Origin of the sequence: Halalkaliarchaeum sp. AArc-GB, from assembly GCF_031432225.1 — an archaeon.
In the GTDB taxonomy this organism is placed as follows: domain Archaea; phylum Halobacteriota; class Halobacteria; order Halobacteriales; family Haloferacaceae; genus Halalkaliarchaeum.
Map to the genome: position 1 here is coordinate 458,433 of NZ_JAVKGM010000001.1, position 17,710 is coordinate 476,142.

At 65.7% G+C, this 17,710-nt stretch carries 15 protein-coding genes and 1 pseudogene; 8 read left to right on the forward strand and 8 right to left on the reverse strand.

Annotated elements, in window-relative coordinates; all coding sequences use genetic code 11:
• Positions 1–48 precede the first annotated feature (48 nt).
• The 5 genes from RH858_RS02360 to RH858_RS02380 form a co-directional block, all read right to left on the reverse strand.
• Positions 49–993 carry an amino acid ABC transporter permease gene (locus RH858_RS02360; RefSeq protein WP_259533658.1) on the reverse strand — a complete coding sequence of 315 codons (945 nt, stop codon included), beginning with the start codon at positions 991–993 and terminating at the stop codon, positions 49–51.
• A gap of 1 nt (position 994) precedes the next feature.
• Positions 995–1,819 carry an amino acid ABC transporter ATP-binding protein gene (locus RH858_RS02365; RefSeq protein ID WP_303650961.1) on the reverse strand — a complete coding sequence of 275 codons (825 nt, stop codon included), beginning with the start codon at positions 1,817–1,819 and terminating at the stop codon, positions 995–997.
• The gene (locus tag RH858_RS02370) at positions 1,816–2,589 is read right to left on the reverse strand and encodes an amino acid ABC transporter permease (RefSeq protein ID WP_259533659.1); all 774 of its coding nucleotides are present in this window, start codon (positions 2,587–2,589) and stop codon (positions 1,816–1,818) included. The genes RH858_RS02365 and RH858_RS02370 overlap by 4 nt, the downstream gene beginning before the upstream one ends.
• Positions 2,589–3,377 carry a basic amino acid ABC transporter substrate-binding protein gene (locus RH858_RS02375; RefSeq protein ID WP_259533660.1) on the reverse strand — a complete coding sequence of 263 codons (789 nt, stop codon included), beginning with the start codon at positions 3,375–3,377 and terminating at the stop codon, positions 2,589–2,591. The genes RH858_RS02370 and RH858_RS02375 overlap by 1 nt, the downstream gene beginning before the upstream one ends.
• Before the next feature lie 103 nt (positions 3,378–3,480).
• Entirely contained in the window at positions 3,481–4,362 is an 882-nt protein-coding gene (locus RH858_RS02380) for a COX15/CtaA family protein (protein ID WP_343213804.1), read from the reverse strand.
• A gap of 106 nt (positions 4,363–4,468) precedes the next feature.
• Here RH858_RS02380 and RH858_RS02385 point away from each other — a divergent pair, with 106 nt between their 5' ends.
• Both RH858_RS02385 and RH858_RS02390 read left to right on the forward strand, forming a co-directional pair.
• Positions 4,469–5,626 (forward strand): M24 family metallopeptidase, encoded by a 1,158-nt coding sequence (locus RH858_RS02385; protein WP_259533661.1) that lies wholly within the window; start codon positions 4,469–4,471, stop codon positions 5,624–5,626.
• A gap of 36 nt (positions 5,627–5,662) precedes the next feature.
• Positions 5,663–6,718: a hypothetical protein gene (locus RH858_RS02390; RefSeq protein WP_259533662.1), complete on the forward strand. Its 1,056-nt coding sequence runs from the start codon at positions 5,663–5,665 to the stop codon at positions 6,716–6,718.
• Between the two features lie 22 nt (positions 6,719–6,740).
• On the opposite strand, the gene RH858_RS02395 is transcribed toward RH858_RS02390, so the two are convergent.
• Together RH858_RS02395 and RH858_RS02400 are read right to left on the reverse strand one after the other, a co-directional pair.
• Positions 6,741–7,319, reverse strand: a complete 579-nt coding sequence (locus tag RH858_RS02395; protein WP_259533663.1) for an adenylate kinase — start codon at positions 7,317–7,319, stop codon at positions 6,741–6,743.
• On the reverse strand, positions 7,319–7,600 hold the full coding sequence (locus RH858_RS02400; protein ID WP_259533665.1) for a hypothetical protein: 282 nt from the start codon (positions 7,598–7,600) through the stop codon (positions 7,319–7,321). Before RH858_RS02400 ends, RH858_RS02395 begins: the two co-directional genes overlap by 1 nt.
• A 95-nt stretch (positions 7,601–7,695) precedes the next feature.
• Here RH858_RS02400 and RH858_RS02405 point away from each other — a divergent pair, with 95 nt between their 5' ends.
• The 6 genes and pseudogenes from RH858_RS02405 to lpdA all read left to right on the forward strand — a co-directional run bounded on the left by RH858_RS02405 (position 7,696) and on the right by lpdA (position 14,475).
• A complete protein-coding gene (locus RH858_RS02405; protein ID WP_259533666.1) occupies positions 7,696–8,205 on the forward strand; it encodes a PadR family transcriptional regulator in 510 nt (169 codons plus the stop codon).
• A gap of 63 nt (positions 8,206–8,268) precedes the next feature.
• Positions 8,269–9,219, forward strand: a pseudogene (gene lipA / locus RH858_RS02410) (lipoyl synthase); the annotation flags it as partial.
• A gap of 114 nt (positions 9,220–9,333) precedes the next feature.
• Positions 9,334–10,443, forward strand: a complete 1,110-nt coding sequence (gene pdhA, locus RH858_RS02415; RefSeq protein WP_259533668.1) for a pyruvate dehydrogenase (acetyl-transferring) E1 component subunit alpha — start codon at positions 9,334–9,336, stop codon at positions 10,441–10,443.
• A 3-nt stretch (positions 10,444–10,446) separates the two neighbouring features.
• Positions 10,447–11,445 (forward strand): alpha-ketoacid dehydrogenase subunit beta, encoded by a 999-nt coding sequence (locus tag RH858_RS02420; protein WP_259533669.1) that lies wholly within the window; start codon positions 10,447–10,449, stop codon positions 11,443–11,445.
• The gene (locus RH858_RS02425) at positions 11,442–12,977 is read left to right on the forward strand and encodes a dihydrolipoamide acetyltransferase family protein (RefSeq protein ID WP_259533670.1); all 1,536 of its coding nucleotides are present in this window, start codon (positions 11,442–11,444) and stop codon (positions 12,975–12,977) included. Before RH858_RS02420 ends, RH858_RS02425 begins: the two co-directional genes overlap by 4 nt.
• 70 nt (positions 12,978–13,047) lie before the next feature.
• A complete protein-coding gene (gene lpdA, locus RH858_RS02430) occupies positions 13,048–14,475 on the forward strand; it encodes a dihydrolipoyl dehydrogenase (RefSeq protein ID WP_259533671.1) in 1,428 nt (475 codons plus the stop codon).
• Positions 14,476–14,499: 24 nt separating this feature from the next.
• Here the strand turns inward: lpdA and uvrA are convergent, their stop codons facing one another.
• Positions 14,500–17,511 (reverse strand): excinuclease ABC subunit UvrA, encoded by a 3,012-nt coding sequence (uvrA, locus tag RH858_RS02435; protein WP_310561059.1) that lies wholly within the window; start codon positions 17,509–17,511, stop codon positions 14,500–14,502.
• Positions 17,512–17,710: the final 199 nt, after the last annotated feature.

Genomic DNA, 17,710 nt, shown 5'->3' on the forward strand with positions numbered 1-17,710 from the left:
GGTCTCTGCCGGAACCGACCGGATGCAAGGGAATCGTCGAAACCGGGATCACCGCTCGCTTCCGGTGCCGACCCCGGGGATCGCGGTTTTCCGTTCGACCCACCCCATCACGTTTGAGGCTGTAAGCACCAAGGCGAGATACAGCAGGCCGACCACGACAAAGATCGCGGTGTACCGGAACGTGTCTGAAGCGATGGCGAACGCCCGGTAGTACAGTTCGGGGACGGTGATGAACGCCGCGAGCGAGGAGTACTTGATCAGGTAGACGAACTCGTTGGTCCAGGAGGGGATCGCGTACCGGAGCCCCTGCGGGAGGACGACGTAGTAGATCGTCTCGATCTTCGAGAGTCCGATCGCCCGGCCGGCGGTGATCTGCCCGAGATCGACGCTTTCGAGCGCCCCACGGATGTACTCCGCCTGGTAGGCGGCGCCGTTCAGGATGAACCCGACAATGGCGACCCACACGACGTTTCGGGGGAACACCCCATCGAGGAACGATGGCACGTATCCGCCGAGGTTGAGCCCGAAGTGAAGCACGAACAGCTGTGCGAGAAGCGGTGTTCCCCGGAGCAGTTCCGTGTATCCGAGCGAAGCGTACGCCGTGTAGTTACCGTACACCCGCGCCACCGCGAGCGGCACCGCGATGAAGAAGCCGACGAAGAGGCTCGACAGGGTTATCAACACCGTGAGCCACAGTCCCCCCGCGAGCCGGGGAAGCGTCTCGACTGCGAAGGCGATCCCGTCGGCGTACGCTCCCAGTACCGGCAGCCCGGCGAGACCCGCCTCGATCGCCGCCGGGGGAACCACCGGCTCCCCGTCGGGAACGAACGGCTCGCCGAGCCACCGGTTCACCCACCGGAACAGCACCCAGCCCCAGAACACCACGCCCGCGACGTACAACGCCATCCGACCGGCAGAGGGCGTCGCCTCGTCGACCCGGTCTCGGACAGTCGTGGGGCGAGTGGTGCCGGCCGGAGTGGTGGTGTCGGACATGTCAGTCGTGGAGCTGAGTGATCCGGCTGAGGAACTGCGCGGTCCGGTCGCGCTCGGGGTGTTCGAACAGCTGTTCGGGGGGGCCACGCTCGACGACGGCGCCGCCGTCGAGGAAGACGATCTCGTCGGCGACCGACCGGGCGAAGCTCATCTCGTGGGTGACGACGAGCATCGTCATCCCCTCTTCGACGAGCCCGTGCATCACCTCGAGCACCTCGCCGACGAGTTCGGGGTCCAGCGCGCTGGTCGGCTCGTCGAACAGCATCAGCTTCGGCTCCATCGCCAGCGCCCTCGCGATTCCGACCCGTTGTTTCTGTCCGCCGGACAGCTCCGCCGGATACGAGTCGACCTGCGCGGCGAGCCCGACCTGCTCGAGCTGTCTCCGCGCACGGTCGCGGGCCGCCTTCTTGTCGAGGCCCAGCACCCGCTGTGGGCCGAGCGCGACGTTGCCGAGCGCGGTGAGGTGAGCAAAGAGGTTGATGTCCTGAAACACCATCCCGACGTCGCGGCGGAGCCTGTTTACGTCCATGTCGGGGGCGGTGATCAACTCCTCGTCGAGATAGATCTCGCCCTCCTGGGCGTCGGTGAGCCGATTTACGCACCGCAGCATCGTCGACTTCCCGCTTCCGCTGGGACCGATGAGTACGGTGACATCGCCTTTCTCCATCTCGAAGCTGACCTCGCGAAGTACCTGCTCGTCGCCGTACCACTTCGAGACGTTCTCGACCCGCAACAGGTTCTCCCGTCCGCCGTCCGGACGCGTTTCGGTGTCGCTGCCCAGGTCGTCGCTACTCGTGTATTCACGGCTCGTGTCGTCTCTGTTCATGTCGTCTCACCCGATGGGATCGCGTAGTAGTCGCTGACGTAATCCAACGCGCGGTTCGTCGAGAACGTGAGCACGAAGTAGATCGCACTGATAAAGAGGATGAGCTCCAGCACCGCAGTGTTGCCCTCCGCCGTCGTAAACAGCTGATAGCTCCGGGTCAGGAGCTCTGCGAGGCCGATCGCAAAGACGATGCTGGTGTCCTTCAGCACGATCGTCACTTCGTTTTGAAAGCCCGGTACCGAGCGGCGAAGCGCCTGCGGAACGACGACGTGTCGCACCGCATCGCGTTTCGTCATCCCGATCGCTCGGGCAGCCTCGAGCTGGCCGCTGTGGACGCTTTGCAGCGACGCCCGGAAGATCTGCGACTGGTAGGCACCGCTGCGGAGGCCGAGTCCGAGGATGCCGGCAACGACCGCACCGGAAATAGTCGTAAACCCGAAGTAGAGGTCCGGTGCACGGAAGATGAAGTACATGAAGATCAGGATGACGACGATCGGCGTTCCGCGGAGGACGACCCCGACCGTCTCGACGAACGTCCGGCTGTAGCGTCCGCCGTACACCTCGATCGCGCCGGCGGGAAAGCCGACTGCGAAGCCGAGGAGGATGCTCGCGATCGTCAACCCGATCGTGACGACCAGCCCGCCGAAGAGGTAATCCAGGTTGTCGAGGACGAACAGCCAGTCTTCGAGGTCGCCGACGAACAACAGCGTGTCGGCTATCGGATCGGCAAGCGAGCCGGGTATCGCCACGAACCCCGCCGCAGACGACATCACTCGCCGAACCAGCGGGCGGTGATCTCCTCGTAGGTTCCGTCGTCCTGGACCGCAGCGAGGCCGTCGTTGAGTGCGGCCTGGACGTCCTCGTCCTCCTGCCGGATACCGAAGCCAAACTGTTCTCCCGTCTCGAAGACGAACGCGACCTCGACGTCACGCTGGGCGGCGAACGTCTCGGCGACCGGCTGGTCGAGCACGATCGCGTCGATGTTCTCGTTTTCGAGGTCCTGAACCGCCAGCACGTAGTTCCCGTACCGGCTGAAGTCGTCCTCGCTGATGATCCCCGGCTCGATGAGTTCGCTCTCTACGACGCCCGCACCGGTGGTTCCCTCCTGGGCACCGACCGTCACGCCCTCGAAATCGTCGAAGGAGGTCGGCTGGAAGTCGCCGCCCGCCCGGACGAGAACCGTCTGGTCGGCGTTGTAGTACGGGTTCGAGAAGGCGATCGACTCCTGGCGGTCCTCGGTAATCGTCATCGCGGCGGCGATCACGTCGATCCGCTCGTTCTGGAGCGCCGGGATGAGCGAGGAGAACTCGAACTCCTCCCACTCGTCGAGTTCGTAGTCGGTCTCGGCGACGACAGCGTCGAGGAGATCGATGTCGTAGCCGACGATTTCGCCGTCTTCGATCATCTCGAACGGCGGGAAGCCCGGTGCCGTCCCGGGCGTCAGGAGGTCGTCCCCACCGAGACAGCCTGCGGTGGCTGTCAATCCGGCGACTGCGGATCCACCGGTGAGTTTCAGGTACGTCCGACGGCTTACAGAATCGGTGACGTAGCGTGTCATACTCGGCTACAATGTCGAGGAGAGGTTTCAACCTTTCTGGAGCCGACGCCGGCGCAAATTTTGCACGGTGAGACAGTTCCCACCGACGACCTGACTCGGCCGATCAGTCGGCCTCGGCCACGCCGGACCGGGCGTCGGTCGCCGGCGACTCGCGCCCGAGCAGCCAGGCAGCGGCGGCGACACCGACCAGCGCGCCGGCGAGCGCGAACAGATTGACGAGTTGCCACGTGGCGTCGTAGAGAACCAGATCACGGCCGAGCAGCAGCGTCCCCACCAGGAGCACGATTGCGGCGAAAGCGAGCGCACGAACTCGGTCCGAACCGGGGAATCCGCCCCCTTCGAACGTGTCGACCACGACCGAGAGCAGCGCCAGGTATCCGGAAAGCGACAGGCCGTAAAACCACGCCTGTGCCCCAGGAGAGTAGGTGAGCAGGGGGACCGCCCGGGAGAAGACGGCGCCGGCCAGAAGCAAACCGAGCGCGGTGAAAAGCGTCAGCCGAACCCGGCGGATCGAGGGACCTCCGCCGCCGGATCCAGCCCAGAACGTCGCGAGTCCGAGAAACGTAAAGATCAACAGCGCGACCACGAGGTGAAGCGCGTGGGTCGACATCGTGTAGCCGCCGGGGACCAGCCCGCCGACGGTGACGGTGACGGCGCCGACGGCGATCTGCAGCGGCAGCACGACCACCGCGAGGGTGGCTGCAAGCCGGATCCGGCGGTCGTCGAGTCGCCACGCCCAGCCCGCCATGCCGATGATGAAAAAGCCGGTGATCATCGCCCAAACCCGATGGAACCACTCCACGAAGTCGGGGTTGAACGTGAGTGCCGGCACCAGTTGATCGGAACAGAGCGGCCACTGCGCCTCACACGCCAGGCCGGACCCGGTCGCGGCCGTGTACACGCCGATCGCAAACAGCGCGAGTGTCATCCCGGTGGTGAGGCCCGCATACCGCCGGAACGTGAGCCAATCGGGGCGGAGACTCATTGCAGCACTGTCGGGGTGGCGCCTACTTGAGCGTTTCACTCCCAGCACCGGATTCGGGCCCCGAAGGGGTCCACCGCATTCAAGTCGACGACGACGAAGCTACGGTATGGTCGATCTCGACGAACGGGCCGCACGACTCGACGGATTCCTGGCGGAACGGGAACTCGAGGCAGTGTGGTTCGCTCGACCCAACGGCTTCGCGTGGCTCACCGGCGGCAGCAACATCGTCGATCGGGACGCCCCGGTCGGCGTCGCCGCCGCCGGCTACGACGGGGAGTTCCGCGTCGTCACCAACAACATCGAAGGTGAGCGCATCGCCACGGAGGAGGTGCCGGACGTCTTCACCCCCGAGGAAGCACCGTGGTATTCGAGCAGCCTCGCGGAGGCCGTCGCCGAGCGCTCCCCGACGCCGGCGGCGGCGGACGTTCCGATCTCCGGATTCGAGGAGTTCGAGCCGGGCCGGCTCCGACAGCCACTTTCCGGGGAGGACACGGACCGGTACCGCGAACTCGGGCAGGAGGTTGCCGCAGCCGTCGAGAACGTCTGTCGGGAACTCGAACCTGACGACACGGAACACGAGGTCGCCGCCGGGATCCGGATCTCGCTTGCCGCCGGAAACGTCGAGGCGCCGGTCGTACTCGTCGGTGGGGGCGAACGCGCACGGAAGTACCGGCATTACACGCCCACCGACGCCGAACTCGGCGACTACGCGCTGGTGTCGGTCACCGCCCAGCGGGGCGGGCTGTACGCCTCCTGTACGCGAACCGTCGCGTTCGACCCGCCGGACTGGCTCCGCGAGCGGTTCCGGGCGGCTGCGCGGGTCGAGGTGACGGCGCTTGCGGCCACGCGAGCGGCCGCCGGAAGCGATGGGGACAGAGCCGACTCGGGGAACGGGTCGAATGACATCCGGGGGACCGCCGGCGACGTGTTCGGTACGATCCAGCGGGCATACGACGCGCTCGGCTGGGGCGGCGAGTGGCAAAACCACCACCAGGGCGGCGCCGCCGGCTACGCCGGACGGGAGTGGATCGCCAGACCCGACGCGGAGGATCCAGTGTACGCGCCGATGGCGTACGCCTGGAACCCCACCGTCCAGGGCGCCAAAAGCGAGGATACCGTCCTGATCGACGGCGGGTTCGAAACGCTGACCGAAACCGGAAACTGGCCGACTCTCGAGGTCGAGGCTGTCCCGGAAGCGCTCCCGGAATCCGTCGAGTTACCCACGCTGTGCCGGCACGCCCCCGTCGTTCTCGGCGACCGATGAGAAACCTATTTGTCGAAGGGCTGATACGGGACGGACATGCCCTGGTACGCGATCGACGCGGTCGACGACGCGATCGACGCGACCCGTCGATTCCTGTTCCCGTTTAGCCTCGTTCGCTGGGTCAAACTCGCGGTGATCGTCCTCTTCATCGGCGGCGGTAGCAGCGCGAGCAACGCCTCGAACGTTCCCTCCGCAGGCGGAGAGTTTACACTCCCGACTGGATTCCCCGCCGACGGCGCCGCGCCTCCGAACGGAGCCGCCCCGCCCGGCGATCCGTTCCTCACCCCGGAGCTGGTCATCGCCGTCGCGGCCGGGATCGTCCTCCTGGCGGTGCTGCTTTCGATCGTCTCGACGGTACTGGAGTTCGTCTTCTACGACGCCCTCCGCACGAACGACGTCCTCCTGTGGGGCCCGTTCAAGCGCCGGTTCCTCCAGGGGATACGGCTCATTCTCTTTCAGATCGGCGTCACCGTGCTGGTTTTCGCGCCGGTCGCCCTCGCAGGCTACGGCCTGTACGTGGCCGATCCGGCGGTTCCCTCGCGACTCGCGGTGTTCGTTCTGGCGGGCCTGGGACTTGTCGGCGTGTTCCTGCTGTGGCTTTTGGTGTTGACGTTCACCGACGACTTCGTCGTCCCGATCATGGTGCTCGAAGACGAGACTGTCCTCGGCGCCTGGAGCAGGTTCTGGCCGACGCTGAAAGGAGAGTGGGTGCAGTTTCTGGTGTATCTAGTGGTGTACCTCCTTCTGGCGATCGGCATCGGCATCGGCCAGAGCATCGTCACGCTCGTACTGGCCGGGATCGTCGTCGCCCTGGGAGCGATCGCCGGACTGGTGATCGTCGGCCTCCTGGGCGGTCTCGCCGCCGCCGTCGAATCCGTCGTCGGCCTGGCACTGTTGGGGCTGCTGGTGCTGTTCGTGATCCTCGCACTGGCGGTGGTGATCCTCCCGATCCGGATCCTCGTGGTCACCTACATGACGACCTACCAGCTGGCCGTGCTGGGCGGCGCCAACCGGTCGTTCATGCTGCTTCCCGGTTCGGTGCTCCCGGATCCCGACGCGGGTGGCGACGGGGAAGATAACAGCGCGACCTAGCGGGACAGCCACGGCCGAGACGTCACTCGACCGGATCGCCCTCGGTGACGACGGAGACGAGGTCCGCCGCGGCCGCCTCGATGGACGACTCGTTTTCGACCATTCGGACCGGTGCACCCGTCTGCATGGCGTACGACATCGCCGCCGCGCGGGTCAGATCCTGATGGAAGTCGATCGATCGGACGCCCGTCTCCCGGTAGGTCCGGTGGCTCACCTCCTCGCGTCGCGAGGCGATCGTCTCGGGAGACGCCTCGATCAACACGAACCGGTCGGGATCGACCTCCCGAAGCGACGACCTGGACAGCCCCGGCAGATAGCCGTGGACCGTCGCGACCGCGAGATGGGTGTTGAGGACGACTGCTCGTCCGCGCGCACGTCCGGCGACGTATTCGGCGGCCCGTCGTTGCAGCAGCCGGAGTTCACGCTGACTCAGGTTCGAGAGGTCGTCCCGGTCCCTGGTGAGGCCACGGGCGGCGGCTTTCTCGAGCATCACGTCGCCGAAGTTGATCAGTTCGTACCCGTCACCGAGCTCCGTGCGGGCGACCCGACACACCTCCGAGGCACCGACTCCGGGGACGCCGGAAACGACAGTGAGATCCATCAGAAGGACACCTCCTCGTCGGTTTCGGGGTTCATTCCCCTATCGTCGTAGAACTTCCGTCCGATGTACTGCTCGCCCACGAACGTTATCAACGCGTCGTACAGCTCGTCGACGCTGTCGAACTCCGCCTGATCGGTTCGAGAGAGCACCTCAGCGATGGTCTCGGGGTCGCCGTACATCGCGTCGAGTTCGACGTTCCCGACCCCCTCGATCACGGTGTCGCGGTGGGCCGGGAAGTCGAACTCGCGGATGAACAGGTCCCGGGTCTGTGGAAGTCTCATGCAGGTTGTTATTATTCCACATAGCATATAAGTGTGTCAGGCACCCATCACCGCAACCGAAACGCTTTCACGGCGATGTACGGAAGCGTGAGACGATGCGGAAAAGTGGCCCACCCAAAGGGTTGATCTCGTATCTCGTGCTCGAGCTACTCGAAGAGAAACCGCGGTACGGATACGAGATACTCAAGGAGATCTCCGAGATAAGCGGGGAGCACTGGGAGCCGTCGTACGGCTCCGTGTACCCCATCCTTTACAAGTTCGAGGAGGAAGGGTGGACCCGTCGGATCGAACGGGAGGACGAGCCGGACCGCAAGTACTTCGAACTCACCGAGGACGGGCTGGCCGAACTCGAAGACAAGCGGGACGAGACCGCCGGCAAAGCCAAGGAGTTCGCCGACGTCATTCTGGGGTTTTATCACGTGTACGCCGCCGTCGCGACCGACGATCGCTTTCGGGTTCCCGAGCGGGACGGGAACTGGCAGTTCGACGAGGAGTTCAGCTCGTGGATCGTCGAGCAGATGATCCGCCACCACGAGCGCGATTTCGGGGAGTTCGAACGGATCGACCTGACGCCACCGGAGTTCAACGAGAGACACGGGTTGTGACCCCTCCGCTCCGGGAGGGCGCCGCCAGTCACGAACGCGGCCGATCCGCACGTTTTTGATTCCACGCACGAACGATACTGTATGAGCACCAGGCGCAAGCCGGAGTGGCTGAAGATGCGGGCGCCGACGGGCACCCGGTTTACCGAGGTCAAATCCGCCCTCCGCGATCGGGACCTCCACACGGTGTGTGAGGAGGCCAACTGTCCCAACATGGGGGAGTGCTGGAGCGGGCACGACGGCCCGGGCACGGCGACGTTCATGCTGATGGGCGAGCGCTGTTCGCGCGGATGCAACTTCTGTGACGTCCAGACCGGCGGGATGGACCCGCTGGACCCCGACGAGCCCGCGGACGTCGCGGCGGCGGTCGAGGAGATCGGACTCGACTACGTCGTCCTCACCTCGGTCGACCGCGACGACCTCCCCGATCAAGGCGCGGGACACTTCGCGGAGACGATACGGGAAATAAAACGGGCGGCTCCGGAAACCCTCGTCGAGGTGTTGATTCCGGACTTCCAGGGCGAATCCGACCTCGTTCGGAAGATCATCGACGCCGAACCCGACGTGATCGCACACAACGTCGAAACCGTCGAGCGGCTACAGTGGCCCGTCAGGGACCGACGGGCCGACTACGAACAGTCGCTTTCGGTGCTCGATCAGGTCCGCCGAGAGTCGGACGCGTACACGAAAACCAGCATCATGCTCGGGCTCGGCGAGTACGACCACGAGGTGTATCAGACCCTCGTCGACCTCAGGGAGATCGGCGTCGACATCGTCACGTTCGGCCAGTACCTGCAGCCCTCCAGATCACACCTCGACGTCTTCGAGTACGTCCACCCCGAGGTATTCGACACCTGGCGACGGGTCGCAGAGGAGGAGCTCGGCTTCAGCTACTGTGCTTCCGGCCCGATGGTCCGGTCCTCCTACAGGGCCGGCGAACTGTTCGTCGAGGCGATGGCTCGCGAGGAGGAGAGCCTCGACGAGGCCCGCCGCATCGCCCGCACCGCAAGCGAGTAGTCGGTCCGGGGACTGGAGCCGCGGCCGGCAGTATTTCTCCCCATGAAAAATTATTTACGAAACTTCTATTACTCGAGCGGCGAGATTCCACCGTATGCGTAGGTGGGTCCGACCGTGAGCGTACTCGAGCGCGATCCCAGGGACGACATGTATCGAGTTCTCGACGAGGACGGCACAGCCGTCGGTGAGGTCCCCGATCTCGAGGAAGAGACGCTGGTCGGGATGTATCGGCACATGAAGCTCGCCCGCCACTTCGACAAGCGGGCGGTCAGCCTCCAGCGCCAGGGACGGATGGGAACGTATCCACCGCTGTCCGGACAGGAGGCCGCCCAGATCGGAAGCGCGTACGCGCTGGACGAGGACGACTGGATGATCCCCAGCTACCGCGAGCACGGCGGAGCGCTCGTGCGGGGGCTCCCCCTGGAGAAGACGCTGCTGTACTGGATGGGTCACGAGGCGGGCAACGCCGTCGCCGAGGAGGCGAACATCTTCCCGGTCGCGGTCCCGATCGCCTCACAGATCCCGCACGCGACCGGGGCGGCGTGGGCCGCAAAGCTCCGCGGCGAGGAAGACAAAGCGTTTATCTGTTACTTCGGGGACGGCGCTACCTCGGAGGGTGACTTCCACGAGGGGCTCAACTTCGCCGGCGTGTTCGACACCCCGAACGTCTTCTTCTGTAACAACAACCAGTGGGCGATCTCGGTGCCGCGGGAGCGCCAGACTGCCTCCGAGACGCTGGCCCAGAAGGCGACTGCGTACGGCTTCGAGGGGATCCAGGTCGACGGCATGGATCCGCTGGCCGTCTACGAGGTCACGCGGGAGGCCGTCGAGAAGGCGAAAGATCCCGGCGAAGGCCAGCGGCGACCGACGATGATCGAGGCGGTGCAGTACCGGTTCGGTGCCCACACCACAGCCGACGATCCGAGCGTCTACCGCGACGAAGAAGAAGTCGAACGCTGGCGTCGGAAGGATCCGATCCCGCGGCTGGAGGCGTATCTGAAAACCGAGGGGATCCTCGACGACCGCCGGATCGACGAGATACAGGAGTCGATCGAAACCCGGGTTGCCGACGCGATCGACGCCGCGGAATCGACCGTGCGTCCCACCCCCGACGAGATGTTCGAGAACGCGTACGCAGAGATGCCAGACCGGCTTCGAACGCAGTACGACCGGTTCGAACAGCTTCGAGAGGAGCTCGGCGACGAAGCGTTTCTGGAGGAGTAACTTATGGCGACGGAACAGGAAACACAGAACCTCACGCTGGTACAGGCAGTACGGGACGGACTCTACACCGAGATGCAACGCGACGAGGAGGTGATCGTCCTCGGCGAGGACGTCGGGAAGAACGGCGGCGTCTTCCGGGCGACGGAAGGCCTCTGGGAGGAGTTCGGCGAAAACCGGGTGATCGACACGCCGCTTGCGGAGTCGGGGATCGTCGGCACCTCCGTCGGGATGGCCGCGATGGGGATGCGACCGGTTCCGGAGATCCAGTTTTCCGGCTTCATGTACCCCGGCTTCGACCAGATCATCTCCCACATGGCCCGGATGCGCACCCGCACCCGGGGGCGCTACACCCTCCCGATGACGCTGCGGGCCCCGTACGGCGGCGGGATCCGCGCCCCCGAAAGCCACTCGGAGTCGAAGGAAGCGTTCTACGTCCACGAGGCGGGGCTCAAGGTCGTCATTCCATCGACGCCGTACGACGCAAAGGGGCTCCTTGCGGCCTCGATCCGTGATCCGGATCCGGTGATCTTCCTCGAGCCGAAACTCATCTACCGGGCGTTCCGCGAGGCGGTGCCCGAAGGCGAGTACACGATCGAACTCGGCCAGGCGAAGACTCGAAGGGAGGGCGAGGACGTCGCGGTGTTCACCTGGGGTGCGATGGCACGCCGGACGCTGGAGGCCGCAGAGAACCTCGCCGAGGACGGCATCGAGTGTGAGGTCGTCGATCTCCGGACGCTTTCTCCCCTGGACGAGGAGACGATCCTGGAGGCGTTCAAGAAATGCGGCCGGGCGGCGGTCGTCCACGAGGCACCCCGAACCGGCGGGCTCGCCGGCGAGATCACGAGTATCATCCAGGAGGAGGCGCTGGCCTACCAGGAAGCGCCCGTAACGCGGGTCACCGGCTTCGACGTGCCCTACCCGCTGTACGCGCTGGAGGACTACTACCTGCCCAACGAGGCCAGGATCGAGGCGGGCATCAGGGAGGCGGTCGAGTTCCCATGACGATAACCGAGTTCAAGCTCCCGGACGTCGGCGAAGGCGTCGCCGAGGGCGAACTCGTCTCCTGGCTCGTCGAACCCGGCGACGCCGTAAGCGAGGACCAGCCGGTCGCCGAGGTGGAGACCGACAAGGCGCTCGTGGAAGTACCCTCGCCGTACGACGGCACGGTGAAGCAACTGTTCGTCGAAGAGGGGGAGATGGTGCCCGTCGGCGACGTGATCATCAGTTTCGAACTCCCGGACGACGAGGAGACGGCGGAAGCCGAACCGGCCGACGAGGAACCGGCTGACGGGGAACCGGCTGACAGGGAGCCGGCGGAAGTCGAAACCCCCGATGATCGAGTGTTCGCGCCGCCGTCGGCCCGCAGGCTCGCCCGAGAACTCGGCGTCGACATCGCTGCAGTGTCCGGCTCCGGTCCGGGAGGCCGGGTGACGGAGGCCGACGTCCGGAACCACGCTGAATCGACCGCCACACAGGAGCCCGAACCGACCCCCTCCGCCGAGGAGACAGTGGCCGAATCCGCCCCGGAAACGGAGGCCGACACCGAGGACGCGGCGGTTCCGTCCGGCGTCGACGCCGTCGACAGGGACAACACGCTCGCGGTGCCGGCGACGCGTCGGGTCGCCCGAGAACTCGGCGTCGACATCGACGACGTCCCCACCGACCAGACTCGTGACGGCGAACCGTTCGTCACCGAACAGCAGGTCCGAGAGTACGCAGAGGCGCTCGAGGCGGACGCACGGGAACCCGCCGCCAAGCCGACCGCCGAACCCGCGGCGGCCGAGGCGGCGGGCGCCGAGACCGCGACCCCGACGCCCGGAGAAACCGGGGCGGGCGCACGGCCCGAGGAGACCGTCCCCTACCGCGGAGTCCGGCGGACGATCGGCGACCAGATGGAGCAGTCGAAGTACACCGCACCCCACGTCACCCACCACGACACCGTCGAGGTGTCGGCGCTCGTGGAGGCCCGCGAACGTCTGAAACCGCGGGGACAGGAGCAGGACGTTTCGCTCACATACCTTCCGTTCGTGATGAAGGCAGTCGTCGAGGGACTGAAGGAGTACCCCGTACTCAACTCACAGCTCCGCGAGGAGGACGAGGAGATCGCACTCAAGAAGTACTACAACGTCGGCATCGCGGTCGCAACCGACGCCGGACTGATGGTGCCGGTTGTCGAGGACGTCGACAGGAAGGGGCTGTTCGAACTGTCGAGGCAAGTCCACGACCTCGCCTCGCGAGCGCGAGACCGGAAACTCGACCTCGAGGAGATGCGCGGCGGGACGTTCACGATCACCAACTTCGGGGCGATCGGCGGCGAGTACGCCACCCCGATCATCAACTACCCCGAAACCGCGATTCTGGGTCTGGGCGCGATCGAGAAACGCCCAGTCGTCGAGGACGACGAGGTGGTCGCCCGGCCGACGTTACCGCTGTCGCTGTCGATCGACCACCGCGTGATCGACGGCGCGGAGGCCGCAGCGTTCACCAACACGGTGATGTCGTACCTGAACGAACCGCTCTTGCTGCTGGAGTAGCGGTTCCTCGGCGTCCGGATCCACAACCGACCGACTTAAGGAACGATTCGACGCATATTCTCCACGAACAATGGTTGTCGGAGACATTTCCACCGGGACAGACGTACTGGTCATCGGTGCCGGACCGGGCGGCTACGTCGCCGCCATCCGCGCGGCACAACACGGCCTCGACACCACGCTCGTCGAGCGGGACGCCTACGGCGGGACGTGCCTGAACTACGGCTGTATCCCCTCGAAGGCGCTGATCACCGGCTCGGATCTCGCCCACGAGGCGGGCAACGCCGAGCACATGGGGATCCACGCCGATCCCGCCGTCGACATGGCCGCCATGAGCGGCTGGAAAGACGGGGTGGTCGATCAGCTCACCGGCGGCGTCGAGAAACTGTGCAAGGCAAACGGCGTCAATCTCGTGGAGGGCGAAGCGACGTTCGCGGACGAAACCACCGTCCGCGTCGCCCACGGCGGCGACGGCCAGGGCTCGGAGTCGATCGAGTTCGAACACGCGATCGTCGCCACCGGCTCACAGCCGATCGAGATCCCCGGCTTCGAGTTCACGGACGAGGAGGTGTGGTCCTCGCGGGACGCGCTCGCCGCAGACGAGATCCCCGACCGGCTCGTCGTGGTCGGGGCGGGCTACATCGGCATGGAGCTTGCGACCGTGTTCGCGAAGCTCGGCACCGACGTCACCGTCGTCGAGATGCTCGACGACGCGTTGCCGATGTACGAGTCGGACGTCGCCCGCGTCGTCCGCAAGCGCGCAAAGGACCTCGGCATCGAGTTCCAGTTCGGCGAAGGCGCAAGCGAGTGGCAGGAGTCGCCCGACGGCGGCATCCAGGTCGTCACCGAGACCGAGGACGGCGTCGAGTCGACGTACGCCGCCGACAAGGTGCTCGTCGCCGTGGGCCGACGGCCCGTCACCGAGGGGGTCGGCCTCGAGGCGGCCGGGATCGAAACCGACGAGAACGGGTTCATCCCGGTCGACGACCGGATGCGAACGAACAAGGACCACGTGTTCGCGATCGGCGACGTCGCCGGCGAGCCGATGCTCGCCCACGTCGCGAGTCACGAGGGGATCGTCGCCAGCGAGGTGATCGCCGGCGAGCCCGCCGCGATGGACGCCCAGGCGGTACCGGCGGCAGTATTCACCGACCCAGAGGTCGCCACGGTCGGCATGACCGAGGCCGAAGCCGAAGCGGACGGGTTCGATCCGGTCGTCGGCGAGATGCCGTTCCGGGCCTCCGGACGGGCGCTCACGGCCGATCACACCGACGGGTTCGTCCGGATCGTCGCCGACGAGGAGACCGGGCTCGTCCTCGGCGGCCAGATCGTCGGCCCCGAGGCCTCCGAGCTGATCGCCGAGGTGTCGCTGGCGGTCGAGATGGGCGCGACCCTCGAGGACGTCGCCTCGACGATCCACACCCACCCGACGCTCGCGGAGGCTGTCATGGAGGCCGCCGAGAACGCGCAGGGGCAGGCGATTCACACGCTGAATCGGTGAGTTGCCGAATCGTCGAACCGCTTTTCAGTCGTCGCCGGTCGCCTTCGCCGGCTTCCGCCGGTCGCTTCTGGGTCCCTCGGCGTCGACCTCAGGGAGGTAATCACGGAGATAGCGGCCGGTGTACGACGCTTCGATTTCGGCGATATCCTCGGGTGTGCCGGTCGCGACGACCTCACCGCCGCCCTCGCCCCCCTCCGGCCCGAGGTCGATCACGTGGTCGGCGTTCTTCACGAGGTCGAGTTCGTGTTCGATCACCACCACGCTGTTGCCGTCGTCGGTGAGCCGGTGGAGCACGTCGATCAGCTTCCGTTCGTCCTCCTTGTGGAGCCCGGTCGTCGGCTCGTCCAGCAGGTAGAGCGTGTCGCCGCTGTCCTTCTTGCCCAGCTCCTCGGCGAGCTTGATCCGCTGGGCCTCCCCACCCGACAGCGTCGTCGACGGCTGGCCAAGCTGCATGTAGCCGAGCCCGACGTCCTTCAGCAGCTTCAGTCGCCGGCGGATCCCGGTGTGCCCCTCGAAGAAGTCGTACGCTTCGGCGACGCTCATATCGAGAACATCCGCGATCGTCGCATCCTTATAAGTCACCTCCAGCGTTTCGTCGTTGTACCGCGCGCCGTCACACTCCTCGCAGGGGACGTACACGTCCGACAGGAAGTTCATCTCGATCTTGACGGTGCCCTGGCCGCCACACTCCTCGCACCGCCCGCCTTTCACGTTGAACGAGAACCGGCCCTTCTCGTAGCCGCGCTGTTTGGAGAGCTTCGTTTCGGCGAACAGCTCCCGAATGTGATCGAAGACGCCGGTGTAGGTGGCGGGGTTCGACCGTGGCGTCCGACCGATCGGCGACTGGTCGATGAGACGGACGGTCTCGATCTCCTCGAGGGCGTCGATCGCGTCGTGTTCGCCCGGGTTGACGTCGGTGTCGTTCATCCGCCGAACCAGTCCTTTATAAAGAACCTCGTGGACCAGCGTCGACTTTCCGGAGCCGGAAACCCCGGTCACTGCGGTGAACTGGCCGATCGGGATCTCGACGTCGAGGTCCGACAGGTTGTGCTGGCGGGCGCCTCTGACGACGAGTTCGCCGTCCCGTTCCCGTCGTTCGTCGGGGACTGGAATCTCCTTGCGACCGGCGAGGTAATCGCCGGTGATCGACTCCTCGCAGTCGACGACGTCGTCGAAGTCCCCCTGCACGACGACCTCGCCGCCCCGCTTTCCGGGCCCGGGGCCCATGTCGATGATCGAATCCGCCCGGCGCATCGTCTCCTCGTCGTGTTCCACCACGAGCAGCGTGTTGCCGAGGTCGCGAAGCCCCTCGAGAGTGTTCAACAGGCGGTCGTTGTCCCGCTGGTGGAGTCCGATCGACGGCTCGTCGAGGACGTACAACACGCCGACGAGCCCCGAGCCGACCTGGGTGGCAAGGCGTATCCGCTGGCTCTCACCGCCCGAGAGGGTGGAGGCCTCCCGATCGAGCGTGAGATACTCCAGGCCGACTTCCTCCATGAACCCCAGCCGGGCCCGGATCTCCTTCAAGATCTCCTCGGCGATTGTGCGTTCGCGGTCGGTCAATTCGTCTTCCATTCCCTCGAAGTGGTCGAGAGCGTCGCCGATGCTCATCCGGTTGACCTCGGTGATCGAGGTGTCGGCGACCAGTACCGACCGGGACTGGGGGTTGAGCCGCGTTCCTTCACAGGCGGGGCAGGTCGTCACCGCCATGTACTCCTCTATGTGTTCGCGAGTGCGTTCGGATTCGGTCTCGACGTATCGCCGTTCGAGGTTCGGGAGCACCCCCTCGAACCGTTTCTCCTTCCGGCGGACGCCGTTTTTGGTCTCCCGACGGAAGACGACCTGGTCGTCGGTGCCGTAGAGGAACTGGCGTTGCACCTCATCGGGTAGTTCCTCGAACGGGGCGTCGACGCTCACGCCGAAGTGCTCCGCGACCGCGTCGATCCGGGTCCGGTAGTACGACCGGCTGTAGCTCCACGCCTCGAAGACGTCTTTGATGGGGTTCGAGGTGTCCCGGACAACCAGATCCTCGTCGATCTCCTTCGTTTCGCCGATGCCGTCACACTCCGGGCAGGCGCCGTGCGGGGAGTTGAACGAGAAGGACCGCGTTTCGATCTCCGAGAAGTCGATCCCGCAGTGGGTACACGCGAGCTCCTCGGAGAATTCGACGACGAGTCGGTCGCTCTCGTCGTCCCCATCGGCGGCGGACGACCCGTCCTCGCTCACCGCGTCGGTGTCTGCGTCGTCCGACCCCGAGAGATCTCCGGTTGCCCGGGCGACGGAGCCGCCGAGCTGGTCGCCGGCGCCCTCCGGCGGGTCGGGAACGATCAGCTTCACCACTCCCTGCGCCTCCTCGAGTGCGGTCTCGACGGAGTCGGTGATCCGCGAGCGTTCGTCTCCCCGGATCACGATCCGGTCGACGATCACGTCGATCGTGTGATCGTAGTTCTCGTCGAGTTCGGGACGGTCGAAGGAGAGATCGTACGACTCCCCGTCGACCTCCACCCGGGTGTATCCCTCCGAGACGAGCTCGTCGAACAGGTCCTCGAAGGCACCCTTCTGGTCGCGAACGACCGGCGCGGCGATCTTCGCCCGCGTGTCTTCGGGCAGCGCCATGATCCGCCGGACCATCTGCTGGGCGGACTGCTCGCCGACTTCCCTGCCACATTCGGGGCAGTACGGCGTCCCGACGCGGGCGTACAAGAGTCGGAGGTAGTCGTGGAGTTCGGTGACGGTGCCGACCGTCGATCGAGGGTTGTTTGCGGCGTTCTTCTGATCGATCGAGATCGCCGGCGAGAGCCCCTCGACCGCCTCGACCTGGGGTTTGTCCATCTGGCCGAGGAAGTTCCGGGCGTACGCCGACAGCGACTCGATGTACCGGCGCTGTCCCTCGGCGTAGACGGTCTCGAACGCGAGCGATGACTTCCCCGACCCCGACAGCCCGGTGACGACGTTGAACTGCTCGCGAGGGATGGAGATGTCGAGGTCCTTCAGGTTGTGCTCTTCGGCCCCCCGGACGTCGATGTACTCCTTCATGGGACGATCGTCACAGCGCGAGGCGATCTGCTCGAGAGTCCGGTCCGTGAGAAGGAACGACAGGTGACAGTGGCTGGCCGACTCATTACCCCCCGTTCGGACTGCTCGAACTTAACGTGCTTGCGATGTTCGTCCCGTAGCGCAGCCGGGAGCGGCGATCCAACCGCCAACAGAGCTTAACCGGCGGCGCCCGTTGACG